Annotated in this window: 12 protein-coding genes; 2 read left to right on the top strand and 10 right to left on the bottom strand. The window is 47.4% G+C overall.

Annotated elements, in window-relative coordinates; translation table 11 throughout:
* Positions 1-186: 186 nt before the first annotated feature.
* From nudC to BUQ91_RS08670, 7 genes are all read right to left on the bottom strand, one after another.
* Entirely contained in the window at positions 187-1017 is an 831-nt protein-coding gene (gene nudC / locus BUQ91_RS08700) for an NAD(+) diphosphatase (RefSeq protein WP_074208891.1), read from the bottom strand.
* 8 nt (positions 1018-1025) lie between these two features.
* Positions 1026-1967: a glycosyltransferase gene (locus BUQ91_RS08695; protein ID WP_074208890.1), complete on the bottom strand. Its 942-nt coding sequence runs from the start codon at positions 1965-1967 to the stop codon at positions 1026-1028.
* Positions 1968-1976: 9 nt separating this feature from the next.
* Positions 1977-2678: a glycosyltransferase family 2 protein gene (locus BUQ91_RS08690; protein ID WP_073423230.1), complete on the bottom strand. Its 702-nt coding sequence runs from the start codon at positions 2676-2678 to the stop codon at positions 1977-1979.
* Positions 2679-2680: 2 nt separating this feature from the next.
* Entirely contained in the window at positions 2681-3547 is an 867-nt protein-coding gene (locus tag BUQ91_RS08685) for a glycosyltransferase family 2 protein (protein ID WP_074208889.1), read from the bottom strand.
* Between the two features lie 47 nt (positions 3548-3594).
* Complete coding sequence (gene speA, locus BUQ91_RS08680) at positions 3595-5493, bottom strand: biosynthetic arginine decarboxylase (protein ID WP_012820343.1); 1899 nt, start codon at positions 5491-5493, stop codon at positions 3595-3597.
* Positions 5494-5625: 132 nt separating this feature from the next.
* Positions 5626-6900, bottom strand: coding sequence for a saccharopine dehydrogenase family protein (locus BUQ91_RS08675; RefSeq protein ID WP_074208888.1), 1275 nt, complete (start codon positions 6898-6900; stop codon positions 5626-5628).
* 504 nt (positions 6901-7404) lie between these two features.
* A complete protein-coding gene (locus tag BUQ91_RS08670; protein ID WP_097020418.1) occupies positions 7405-7608 on the bottom strand; it encodes a hypothetical protein in 204 nt (67 codons plus the stop codon).
* Positions 7609-7857: 249 nt separating this feature from the next.
* Between BUQ91_RS08670 and BUQ91_RS08665 the strand changes: the two genes are divergently transcribed.
* A complete protein-coding gene (locus tag BUQ91_RS08665) occupies positions 7858-8046 on the top strand; it encodes a hypothetical protein (RefSeq protein ID WP_074208886.1) in 189 nt (62 codons plus the stop codon).
* Here BUQ91_RS08665 and BUQ91_RS08660 read toward each other — a convergent pair.
* From BUQ91_RS08660 to BUQ91_RS08650, 3 genes are read right to left on the bottom strand one after another with little or no spacing between them, the layout of a single operon-like run.
* On the bottom strand, positions 8043-9119 hold the full coding sequence (locus BUQ91_RS08660; RefSeq protein ID WP_074208885.1) for a DUF4419 domain-containing protein: 1077 nt from the start codon (positions 9117-9119) through the stop codon (positions 8043-8045). The two genes, BUQ91_RS08665 and BUQ91_RS08660, sit on opposite strands and share 4 nt — an antisense overlap.
* 18 nt (positions 9120-9137) lie before the next feature.
* Complete coding sequence (locus BUQ91_RS08655; protein ID WP_072826799.1) at positions 9138-9746, bottom strand: hypothetical protein; 609 nt, start codon at positions 9744-9746, stop codon at positions 9138-9140.
* Between the two features lie 33 nt (positions 9747-9779).
* Positions 9780-10886, bottom strand: a complete 1107-nt coding sequence (locus BUQ91_RS08650) for a DUF4434 domain-containing protein (RefSeq protein WP_074208884.1) — start codon at positions 10884-10886, stop codon at positions 9780-9782.
* 103 nt (positions 10887-10989) lie between these two features.
* Here BUQ91_RS08650 and BUQ91_RS08645 point away from each other — a divergent pair, with 103 nt between their 5' ends.
* Positions 10990-12000, top strand: a complete 1011-nt coding sequence (locus BUQ91_RS08645; protein WP_254842297.1) for a polysaccharide lyase — start codon at positions 10990-10992, stop codon at positions 11998-12000.
* The last annotated feature ends 133 nt before the right edge of the window (positions 12001-12133 follow it).

Below are 12133 nucleotides of genomic sequence, written 5' to 3'. Positions count from 1 at the left end.
TTCTATTCGTAATGGCTTAAGCTCTAATCTCACCCGCATAGCGGGTGGTTGTTAAAGCCGCTGCTACGCATCGGCTTCTTACCTAAAGGACTTAATGAAAATGCGCGGCTTCTCGGCCGCGCTTTTCTGTACTCGTCATCCTGAACCCTGTAAGGGTGAAGGATCCAGTGATTTCTTGCTGTTGTATTATTCCTTAATCGTATATCCCGAGCGGAAGTTTTCGATCAAGCAACTGCTGATGCTCACGCTCGTATCGTATTCGGGAATGTCCTCGCGTTTGACCCATGTGGCGCAAGCGAGTTCTGCCTCTTGCATGTGAATGGTCGGATCGCCATCAAGTTCTGCTGTGTAGCCCGAAATGAGCGATTCCGAGAACGGCCACGGCTGGCTGCCAAAGTACTTGATGTTCTTCACGCGGACGCCTGCTTCTTCAAGGACTTCGCGCTTAACCGCCTGTTCCAGCGATTCACCGATTTCCACGAATCCCGAAATGAGGAACATGCGCGTTTTATCCGGATTGTCCAAATTGCGAGCCATTAAAAGCTCGTTGCCATTGTGAACAGCGACAATCACGACCGGCGAAATCTTGGGATAGACGGTGTTCTTGCAGCTGGGGCAAATCATGGAACGTTCTTTGGTTCCACGCTTCATGAGACATCCGCATTTACCGCAGAACTTGTTCAAACTTTCCCATTTGGCAATGTGTGCAGACGTTGCGCCACCGAGGCGTTCCAAATGGCTTTCAAGCGTGCGGAACGTGCGATTGCCACGGAATTCGTAACCTTCTGGAATTTCAGGCAAGTTCGAATTACACAAGAAATAAGCATCACCATCGATGCTAATCAAGTAATGACATTCGCATTGCGGAAATTCGCTCACACGCGGAATGTCGAAGTTGTCGCCTGCCTTCTTGAAAAGCGTTTGCTCGCCATTGAAAATAATCAAGTAATCGGTGGGCTTTGGTGCAATGTCTTTAAATTCGTTATCAAGCTTGTGCGGTGCAATTTCGTGAATCATAGGATATTTTATTTCTTATTGAAAAATTTTTTGGCGGTCGAGACGCCCACGAACGAGAACAGAATTCGTGCAATCATTTTGGGGGCGCTATGAACCTGCGGGTAGATGTTGCGCGCGTTACGGACAATCCACACAAACCATAGCGGTGATAAAAATGCATGGCTAAAGCGTAATTCCAGGAACTGAATGAACTTGTCCAAAAATAGGCGGCTTTCGTCTGGCAGTTTTTCGAAAACGCTTGAATCTCTTACAGCCTTTGCCCATTGCAAGTTCGTCTGGAGCTTTTCACTCCAAGTCTTGTTGCCTTCGCCGATGGCGTTGTTGCCGTGAATGCGGTATTGGATGACCTTATCTGCGATAGCTCGGTAACCATTTTCTGCGGTTGCGCAAAGCGTAATCCATTGGTCGTGTACGGGGACCTCTTGCGGAATCGGGAGCACTGTCTTCAAAAGCCTTGCTTTGAAAGCAACCATACAACCGGTCACGTTCGTGTATCCGGTGAGGAGCGCTCGTTGGCTCAGTTGCTCGACCGTTTCAGCCTTTTTGCGCCAAGACGAATCCGTGACTTTGCCTTCTCCATCGATAATTTCGGCATTGCCAAAAATCATGGAATTGTCGCCAATCTTCTGGCTCATCACTTCCAATTTGTTCGAAAGCCAAATATCATCTTGGTCAGCAAGGAAAATCACGTCGTCGTCAGCGAGCAATTCGCGAGCCTTTTCCAAAGCTGTCGAAAACGATGCGCGGTGCCCTCTGTTCTTCTCAAACTTGGTGATTTCTAGCGGGAGCTTGTCTTTGTAACGTTCCAAGATTTCGCATGTAGAATCTTTGGAACCGTCATCCACTGCAATTATAACATCGGCTTGTTTCGTCTGCGCGACTAAAGAATCAAGCATTTCGCCAAGATACTTTTCGCCGTTATATGTTGCGAGTGTAATGCAAATTTTCATGCTTAATGCCTAACGCCAAAGGATATGCCACGCGAGGTAAGCGCGGTATGCAATTCTAAAATAGAGGCTGTTCGTGCTCTTGCCGCCCGTGAACGAGACTGTGTTTTCGTGACGGCGGTATAGCTGCAAAACTTCGTCTTGGTAACCGCACTTGAAATGCTTTTGGGCATAGTACGAGACCCACAAATCATGCGCGACAACTTTCGGCGGGAACGGCATGCAAGCGTCTTTCACTTGTTTGGTAAAGCACATGCAGGCACCGAGCCAGCAATTGTTGATGATGTTTCGCAAGAGCGATTTTTTCATCGGCCATTTTTCATCGTAATGGCGTTCCTTGATGACGTTCAAGTTGGCATCGACGAGCGAACAGTTGCAAAGAATCGTGTCATAGCCGCCTTCCGTGAGGAACTTTTCCATCTTGTCGAGCTTGCCCGGCAACCATACATCGTCCTGGTCGGCAAAGTAAATCAAGTCGCCCGTGGCTTCACGCATGGCGTTTTCAAAGTTGTGTGCAACGCCGTGATTTTCGTTGTGGAAAATCTTGATTCGCGGATCGTTGTAGCTCTGGACGATTTTCAATGTATCGTCTTTCGAGGCATCATCAGAAACGATGAGCTCGTCATCTTCTCTAAGTTGCGGAATAATGCTGTCCAGCTGTTCCTTGATGTATTTGGCGCCATTGTAGGTCGCCATGCAAATGCTTCTTCTCATACCTAGAACCAACTATACAAAATTTTGTACATCAAGAACTTTAAGTACGATAATCCGAAATCCTTGTGGAGCAATTTTGCGACTTGGAAGAACTGTTTTTGCCCTGCGCGGGCGATGGCGCGTGTGAAAAAGCCTTTGCGGGCCTGTTCTGCGCCAAGCGTATTGCTGGTGTGCTGACGGTAAAGAATCGTCGAGTCGTCGAGAATCGAAATGACTCCGCCTTTGAAGTGGACGCAAAGGGCGACCCATTCGTCGTGCATGGTAGCGCGAGGAGACATAGGGAGTGCTGCCAATTTTGCGGCGCGGTTGAACATCATCGTGCAACCGGTGACCACGTGGCGCACACAAATTAATTCTGGGTGCTTGCGGAAAACGTCAATTTTCAAATCTTTGTTGAACGATTCCGAAAGTAAATTAAGTTGTTCGTCGACAATGCCCAAATCCGTCGCTACGAGAATCGGCACGTTTTTCGCGGCAGTTCCATCCATAACAACTTTCGGGGCTTCGGCAACAGCCTTCTCGATTTCCTTCATCCGAGCAAAAGTCTTTTCGATTTTCTCCGGCAACCAAATATCGTCCTGGTCGCAGAACATGTAATACTCGGAATCCACATTTTCGAGCAAATACATAAAAGACTTCGCCGCGCCTCTGTGCTTTTGCGAGTCTTTTAAAATCGTAACTCTGTCTGGAAACATTCCGTGAAATTGCTCGACGATTTTCATTGTATCGTCCGAGGAGCCGTCATCACGAACATACAAATGGAACTGTTTACAAGATTGCTGGAACAGCGATTCAAGCTGTTCCCAGATGTACTTGCCGCCATTGTAAGTGGCTAGCAAAACCGCAATCTTGTAGTTGTTCCGTTCCATTGACTTCCGCGAATCTACTAGTAACTATTAACGAGTATCTAGTAACTTTATTCCAGATACGTGTACCCGTAAAGTCCGGAACGATAGATGTTCAAGAATTCCTTGCCTTCCTGAAGCGTAATCTTTCCTTCCTTCACAGAGCGCGTGACCCAGTTTTCCATGTTGCGGACAAGAGCCTTGTCGCTGAAGTTCACGTAGTCGAGCACGTCTTCCACGGATTCACCGTCAATCACCTTGTCAATATCGTAGCCGCCCTTGTCGTTGCAGACAATGTGCACCGCGTTCGTATCGCCAAAGAGGTTGTGGAGGTCACCGAGAATTTCTTGGTAGGCACCGACGAGGTAAACCGCGATAAAGTACGGTTCGTCCTTCTTGATCGGGTGGAGCGGAATGGTGCGTGCCACTTCGCCGCCGCGAACGAACATGTCAATCTTGCCGTCGCTATCGCAAGTCACGTCCTGAATCGTCGTCTCAATCGTCGGCTCTTCGTCCAAACGCTGGATCGGCATAATCGGGAACACCTGATCCACGCCCCAGCTGTCCGGGAGGCTCTGGAAAAGGCTGAAGTTGCAGAAGTACTTTTCGGCGAGCAAGCGCGGGAGTTCGCTCAATTCATAAGGCGGATGGCGCAAGTCGCGTGCGAGCAAGTCCACCTTGCGGGCTATGCTCCAGAACAAACGTTCGCTCATAGCGCGCGTCTGCAAATCCACGTCGCCCATCTTGAAACCGCTCAAGGTGTCGTCGTTAATCTGCATGGCATCGTGCCAGCTTTCGAGCAAGTTCTTCGGAGAAAGGCTCTTGTAAATGCCGTACAAGTCCTTCAGTGCTTCCGGAGCGTCATCGCTAATTTCGTGAACGCTTTCGTCAAAGAATGCCTGGCCAGCCGTTTCAAGCACGTTGAACACCAAGATGGAATGGTGTGCCGAAAGAGCACGGCCCGATTCCGCAATGATATTCGGGTGAGGTACATCGGCATTTTCGCATGCTTCGAACATCGCGTACACAACGTCGTTTGCGTATTCCTGGATGGAATAGTTCACGGAACTTGCGTTAGAACTACGCGTACCGTCGTAATCGACACCGAGGCCGCCGCCCACGTCCACGAATTCAAGGCCCATGCCCATCTTTCTAATTTGGACGTAGAACTGCGACACTTCGCGGAGTCCATTCTTGATATGGCGAATGTTCGTAATCTGGCTACCCAAGTGGAAGTGGATGAGCTTCATGCAGTCTTCCATCTTCTCTTCCTTGATGTAGTCGAGAGCTTCCAAAAGTTCAGAACTGTTCAGACCGAACTTGCTGTGGTATCCGCCGGATTCTTCCCACTTGCCGCTGCCAGAGCTTGCAAGCTTGATACGAATACCGATGTTCGGGCGCACGCCGATTCGACGAGACAAGTCAACAACCAAGTGAAGCTCGTTCATCTTTTCGACGACAATGAAAATCTTCTTGCCCATCTTCTGTGCGAGGAGAGCAAGCTCGATAAAGTCTTCGTCCTTGTAGCCGTTGCAGATAATCAACGCGTCCGGATTTTCCATGTTCGCAAGCACCGCGTGGAGTTCCGGCTTGGAACCTGCCTCAAGGCCGATGTTGAACTTGGAACCGTGACTCACCACTTCTTCCAAGACCGCGCGCTGCTGGTTCACCTTGATTGGGAAGATGCTGTAATGACCGCCCTTGTAACCGTATTCAGTCGTTGCCTTCGTGAAGCACTCGTGAATCTTTTCGATGCGGCTGTCCAGAATATCCGGGAAGCGCAACAACACAGGAGTCGAAACATCGCGCAAGGAAAGTTCCTGCACGAGCTCGTAAAGGTCGATGCTCGGACCGCCATTCTTGATCGGCGAAACCGTCGCGTGACCCTTGTCGTTAATGTCAAAGTAACTTACGCCCCAACCCTTTACGTTGTAAAGATCTCGGGAATCGTCAATGCGCCATTTTTTCATTGTTTAGTCTCAAGAATCAGGTGTCAAGTTTAGTTATTAGTCAATAGTCATTAGTCTGTAGTTTATACTAGGCGACTTTGTCGCTTTTATAACAACTAATAACCAATGACTAACTACTAATGACCGACTTTTTTAGTCGACTAATACAGGATTAAAGTCTTCGTTCCACGGGAGACCGTACTTCGTGAGGGCTTCCATGAACGGATCCGGATCGAACTCTTCGACCGTATGCACACCCGGCTTGTTCCACTTGCCCGTGAGCACCATCATGGCACCGCACATAGCCGGAACGCCAGTCGTGTAGGCGATAGCCTGGCTGCCGAGTTCCTTGTAGCATTCCTGGTGGTCGCAAACGTTGTACAGATAGTAAGTCTTCGGCTTGCCATCCTTAGTACCCTTGAAAATGCAACCGATGTTGGTCTTGCCAACAGTGCGGGGGCCGAGGCTTGCCGGATCCGGGAGGAGAGCCTTGAGGAACTGGATAGGAACAATGTCCTGACCCTGGAACTTGATCGGCTGTGTGCTGAGCATGCCCACGTCTTCGAGGCAACGCATGTGGTCGAGGTAGCTCTGACCAAATGTCATGAAGAAGCGGATGCGCTTGATGCCCGGAATGTTCTGGGCGAGAGATTCAATTTCTTCGTGGTGGAGGAGGTACATGTCCTTCTTGCCAACCTGTGCGAAGTTGTATTCGCGCTTGATGCTCATAGCCGGAATTTCAACCCAGTGGCCCTTGCCGTTTTCGTCCGTGTCCCAGTAGCTGCCCGGAGCAGAAACTTCGCGGAGGTTGATTTCCGGGTTGAAGTTCGTTGCGAACTTGTAACCGTGATCGCCGCCATTGCAGTCGAGAATGTCGATTTCTTCGATGGTATCGAACTGGTGCTTCAAGGCGTAGGCGCAGTATGCCTGAGAAACACCCGGGTCAAAGCCGGAACCGAGCAATGCCGTGAGACCAGCCTTTTCAAACTTTTCTTTGTAAGCCCACTGCCAGCTGTAATCGAAGTAGGCGCTAAAGCCCTTTTCCTTGCAGCGCTTGTCGTAGACCTTGCGCCATTCCGGATCGTCGATATTTTCCGGCTCGTAGTTAGCTGTGTCCATGTAGTTCACGCCACATTCAAGGCATGCATCCATGATGGCGAGGTCCTGGTAGGGGAGAGCGATATTCATCACCAGGTCCGGCTTGTATTGCTTAATGAGAGCAGAGACGTTCTCGGCCTTGTCAGCGTCCACGGCGGCAGTCGTGATGACCGTCTTCGTATTCGGGCGGAGTTCCTGAGCCAACTTCTCGCAATTTTCGCGATGACGGCTGGCGATGCAGATTTCGCTAAAAACTTCGCTGCAGGTGCAGCACTTCTTGATAGCAACTGTGGCAACGGCGCCACAACCGATAATCAATGCTCTTGCCATTTTTTGTTTGTTCCTCATTTGTTGAGAGTTAATCCATCGGGATGGCGATCCCGGTAGAGAATGTTACTAGCTAAAATTTAGGAACTTTTGCGTGCCGCGTGCGGAACAGAGCGCATAACAAGCCTGTTTTGCTTTGTTCCTGAGCACTTCTTTCATGTCATTCCCCACTTGATGGGGAATCTCCTTGCGCAAGACTTGTGTTGGGCGTTCCCTTGCCTTGGGCAAGGTCGGGCTATATCGCAAGAAACGCCCGTGCGCACCTGTGGCACCCCCGCGCAGCTCTTGCGACGGAGCCTTGCTTCGCCACACCGTGGTCACTATCCCTAACGCAATTTGTCTGTACAAAACGACTACAAATATTCAAATTTGTAGTCGTTTCTTTAAAAACTTTTCAACCAAATTCGGAATATCTAAACATTTTCCGTATTTCGTTGAAATTTTACCATAGATGAACTAAATAAAAATCCACGGCTTTATCACCGTGGACATTTTCAAATGGACTGTTTAGCGTTGCGCTCTACGCTTTTGGATTTCGTCTAGCGGAACGCCCGAAATGCTAGAGATGTCTTCATCAGTTAATTTGCCATTGGCAAACATGGCATCGATCCAGTCACGATCACGTTGAGCAATCTTTTCCGCCATTTCTTCTTCTTCGACTTCGGCAATGGATTTGTATCCATAAACTTCGCTGCATTTCTTGAAATCCATTTTAAACTGCTCCTTGGCTTCGCCTTTAAAACAGTACTTCATAAGCGTGCAAGGCTAGCGTTGCAAAAATATGCTGGCGTATTTTTATTACCGAGCCGTCGCCGCGGACGCTGTAGGCGTCAAATATATAAAAGTTTGGGTGAGGATGCCATCCCCCAAAAATTGTGATTCCCGTTACTCTCATTCCTAACAAAAAATGGTATTTTAAAAAGACTTCTCGTTCACCTTCAACGATTAAGGAGTTTGGCTATGCTTCAGAAATTGTGGAATAAATGCAAAAAATGCGGTTGCGATAAAGCCGAGGACTTTGAAAAACTTTGCGAATCGTGCAAAGAAAAACGTCGCGAATTTTGGAGCGATATCAAGAAAATTGTTGGCGTTGGCGGTGCCGCCTTTTTAGTGCTCATCGCGGGCGGCAAATTAACGAAAAAATCCTAATCCCTATCCTTCGTCAGCGCGTATCCGCGGATTGTTCTCAAACGCTTTGTTTTCGGGTCGATGGTCACGCCCCAAAATCCGGTGGATAATAGTAAGTAAATTTCTTTGCCAAGATGTTTCCATGTAATGAAAACATCGTTTTTCCCGGCTGAAATGTCTTTGTATTGGATTTGTTCGTCCCAATTGGTTCTGTGTTCCTGTTCTCCATTGACAATGTAAGGGAAGAATTTTGCTATCCATCCGTTGATGTGCGGGGTAGCTCCGCAACCGAGATCCTCAGGGACGTATTTGTAGATTTTCCTCCAAAATTTCATGTTAATCTTGTTGTTGAAAGTCTGGATAAATTCATTTAGAATCGGATCGAGTTGTTCAGCCCACCAGGGCATGTCAAAAATATTCGCTAGTTTATCGAATGAGTCTTTCAGTTTTTGCCAATCTCGCTTTTTTCCTTTGATGATAATTTGAGGAATCCCGCACAAAGTGTGTATGGAGTAAGAGTAATATTCCGAGCTGATGGCCATGAGCGTTGCTTTTGCAACGAACTTGTCAATTGCAGTGGATGTGGAAAAGTCAATGTCGAAAGAACTTCTTGTATCTTCCGGGAGTTTTTGGTAAAGTGAATCGTATATTTGTGCAATGTTTTTTTTCCATGCGCTAGGTGGCGATTGCAAAGTAAGCGCATTGTCGTTTATGACAAGATTTGTGTCTGCTTCGTTTTTTACGAATTTATCTTTAAACTTATCGCGATTGTTTTTGACATGCAGACGGATTCCGTCCATAATCAAAAGCCAAATGTCATCGGGATAAATCTCGATAGAGTGGTGATTCGCAAAAGCGGTCCCGACCATGGCAACAAAAGGGTGTGGAAATTTGTAATCGTCGATATATAAATCTTGGATAAACTTTTTGTCTGTACGTTCTTCTAAGAGAACTTGCTGACCATCAAAATCCATGATTTCGGTCATGGCGTATTTGGGCTTGCTCTCTTTGACTTTTTTGTCCTTGACAATTGCGTCAGCTGCAGAGGTCCCAAGCCCAATTGCAAAAAACAGGATGAAAATAAATTTATTCATGACCCGATATATAGAGGTTTATTTCTGCACCATTTTTTCGTCAACGCTTTCGATTGTGGGTACAATCCAGTCTTTGACATTCTCTTCGGATCTTGTCGGAGCGGTCATTTCTATGGCGACAAAATTTCTTTGGGGCGTTATGCGAAGCGCTACGCAATGAATGATGTCAGGATCCTTGGGATAATGACAATTGTAACCGTAGTTGAGCTCACTGTTGTAGATTGCCTCCTCTTTGGATGTCGATGGGTAGTAATGTGTAAGAACGTATTTGATATAAAAGTCGATATACTCTGAATCGCTCAAGTTTTCAGCAGGGTGAAAGTTTGTATCGGCTTTCATAAACCTTGGGGCCATTGCCCTAATTCTTGTAATGACATCGTCTTTGATAAATGAAAAAGCGGAGAGGCTTCTTTCATAGGTGTAAATCGGTTTTGCGTATTTGTAATCGTGATTTTTGTTGATGAATTTAAGATCAATTTCTGTGGGTACTGGAATTTCGGTATGGAGGTACAGATTACCTGTCAAGAAACGATAGTTTGTGTATGAAGGATTACTGCTGCTGGATCCTGCACAACCCGCAAAGAAGAGGGCGAAGGTAAATGTGATGAATAAGATAAATTTTTTCATAATTCTCCTTTTTTATTTGAAAATAATAATAAATTATTCGCTTGTCTTTACTCTTGCACCGTTCAGCTTGTAATAGCGGATTTCTTTATTGTACAGATTGCCGTACTTTTGCGTCTTTCTTTGTGCGCGGCGCTCTTTAATTGGAGTTGCTTGCGATGTGTCTCGCGGGAACCATTTTTCAAGTGAATCTAAACCTGCATTTCCGAGAACGGCTAAGTCGTAAGCAATAACCTTTGACGCTCCCGCCGCGAGTGCAGTATCCAATTGCGCCGAAAGTCTTGCGCTATCGGCAAGCGTGTGTAAATCGTCCGTGCGGAACAGTTCCATATCAACCCAAAATTCAATCCCGTATTGCGAACAAACTTTGGCGACCGCCCGCTCGTAGTTGCCAACGGTTGCAGTGCTTGCGTGAGCTTTGCCTGCATCGCTTGCCCCAACGCCCTCTTGCACGGCGATGATATCCGGCTTGAAACCTGTGGCAAAAAGCGATTCGAAAAATGCTTGTAGTTTTTCGGGCGTTTCCAAATTCTGGTTGTAAAACGGAGCGGTCATGACTTTCCAACCTTTAGCTTGTACAGCTCGCGTGACCGGAATCAAAAAGTGCGTTGCGAGTGCTGCCGCGGTCGCATCTGCTCTGAGCCCATCCCAATAATAGCGCGCAATTTCTTGCGGAATATAAACCCCTTCAATTACAGTTTCGTTTCCATAAAGAGCGTGCAGTTCGTCGAGCACTTTTATATTTCTCGCTGCCAGTGTATCGAGTTGCGATATCGTCGGTGGAATGTACCAATTTTCTCCATCGTAATAAAGTCCGAGCCAAATCTTGTTCCCGGCTGCCTTTGCCGCATCGATGCTTTTGGGGAAAAGCTGGTTGTTCTTGTATTGCGTGTTCTGCAAAAAGTCTAGCTGCGAGGGGTAATACAAGTGCGTTTTTTCGACCGCCGCATATTGCAATACGACCTGTTCCATGCCGAGCTCATGCAATCTTTGGTGCATATGCGTAAGCGAATCCGCTGATTGGTATGCTGTCGTCCAACCTGCGTCAAAAACTCCGTCCAAATTCGCAGCCGCACACACCCCAAAACCGCCCAATGCGAGCGCAAACGAAAAACAGCGGGGGAGGAATTGTGTGACGTGCATAATAGAAATATAATCTGTTTTTTATGTATATTGGAAGGTGCTGTCGCATTATGCTATGACGGACTTAATTTGCCATCAAGTCTATAATCGGAAGTTTGCCAATATGCGTTTCGGATTTTTACATATCTTATTTTGCGCTTCTGCCGCTTTTGCTCAAGCCGTGTCTGATACGGTCTCGTTTGTCAACTTCGAAAATCATGAGGTCGGCGTTTATGGCAATGCGGAGGCTAAGGAAGATTTCAAGCGCGACACCATGGATAAAAGCTGGTGGTACGCCATGGATAAGAATGGTGGCCAAAATTCTAAAATCGTCTATGATGGCGAAGAACACGGCAATGTGTTGCAACTCAAGTATCCCAAGGGCTGCGTTGGTCCGAATGATAATGATACGCCCGCTTGTGCCGCTCAAATCATACAGCCTCTCGAACGAGTTGCCGATACGATGTGGAGCGCGTACGATATTTTCTTTGAGGAGGGTTTTGAATTCCAATTGGGCGGAAAACTTCCAGGGCTTTGCGGTGGCAAGTGCTATACGGGAAACGCCTTGCCCGAAACGGGCGACGGCTGGAGTGCCCGTATCATGTGGCGCAAGGGCGGGAACGCTGTCCAGCTGATTTACTTTATGGGGCAACATTCTGAATACGGTGATGATTTCAAGTGGGACTTGGACGGAACGGTTCCTCAGGCGCAATTCGCGATTGGCAAATGGCACCGCATTGTCAATAAAGTCTCGATGAACACTGTGTCGGCTCCCGGAAAAGGTGATAAGAATGGTCGCGTGCAGGCGTGGCTCGATGGCGAACTTGCGCTAGATGTAGATACATTGCGCCTCCGCGACTACGATACGCTGCATGTGGATAAATTTTATCTCTCTACATTCCACGGCGGAAGTACTGCCGATTGGTCGCCAACGCACGACTGCTATATCCGTTTCGACAACTTCACTGTTTCTACAGATTCCATTGCTGTAACGGAAAAAGCCCCCGATGAATCATCTAGAGTTCTAGTGATACAGCGAATTCGCCCCGAAATTCACTCTGCTAAGCCATTCCGAGTCAATGGCTCCAAAGTTGGAACTAAAAAAGCACACTACGAAGTTGATGTGTATAAATGAAGTGCTTGTTGAAACTTCGCCTAAGGGGTTTGCCCTTAAAAACCTGAATGCTGAGAATGCTAAGTGCGTGTTTAAGGACGCAAATTGCGACCTCCAATTTTTTTTTCATAAATTTCATTAATTTTTCCAAGTT

Source organism: Fibrobacter sp. UWB11 (assembly GCF_900143015.1).
Taxonomy (GTDB): Bacteria; Fibrobacterota; Fibrobacteria; order Fibrobacterales; family Fibrobacteraceae; genus Fibrobacter.
Note: the sequence above shows the minus strand (reverse complement) of the source record. Positions and strands in the feature narration are given on the sequence as shown.

Excerpts from the sequence above, each read along its gene's own strand:
- BUQ91_RS08650 (WP_074208884.1), bottom strand. The coding sequence starts at position 10,886 with ATGCACGTCACACAATTCCTCCCCCGCTGTTTTTCGTTTGCGCTCGCA.
- BUQ91_RS08670 (WP_097020418.1), bottom strand. The coding sequence starts at position 7,608 with ATGGATTTCAAGAAATGCAGCGAAGTTTATGGATACAAATCCATTGCC.
- BUQ91_RS08665 (WP_074208886.1), top strand. The coding sequence starts at position 7,858 with ATGCTTCAGAAATTGTGGAATAAATGCAAAAAATGCGGTTGCGATAAA.
- BUQ91_RS08660 (WP_074208885.1), bottom strand. The coding sequence starts at position 9,119 with ATGAATAAATTTATTTTCATCCTGTTTTTTGCAATTGGGCTTGGGACC.
- BUQ91_RS08675 (WP_074208888.1), bottom strand. The coding sequence starts at position 6,900 with ATGGCAAGAGCATTGATTATCGGTTGTGGCGCCGTTGCCACAGTTGCT.
- BUQ91_RS08690 (WP_073423230.1), bottom strand. The coding sequence starts at position 2,678 with ATGAGAAGAAGCATTTGCATGGCGACCTACAATGGCGCCAAATACATC.
- nudC (WP_074208891.1), bottom strand. The coding sequence starts at position 1,017 with ATGATTCACGAAATTGCACCGCACAAGCTTGATAACGAATTTAAAGAC.
- BUQ91_RS08645 (WP_254842297.1), top strand. The coding sequence starts at position 10,990 with ATGCGTTTCGGATTTTTACATATCTTATTTTGCGCTTCTGCCGCTTTT.
- BUQ91_RS08655 (WP_072826799.1), bottom strand. The coding sequence starts at position 9,746 with ATGAAAAAATTTATCTTATTCATCACATTTACCTTCGCCCTCTTCTTT.
- speA (WP_012820343.1), bottom strand. The coding sequence starts at position 5,493 with ATGAAAAAATGGCGCATTGACGATTCCCGAGATCTTTACAACGTAAAG.
- BUQ91_RS08695 (WP_074208890.1), bottom strand. The coding sequence starts at position 1,967 with ATGAAAATTTGCATTACACTCGCAACATATAACGGCGAAAAGTATCTT.
- BUQ91_RS08685 (WP_074208889.1), bottom strand. The coding sequence starts at position 3,547 with ATGGAACGGAACAACTACAAGATTGCGGTTTTGCTAGCCACTTACAAT.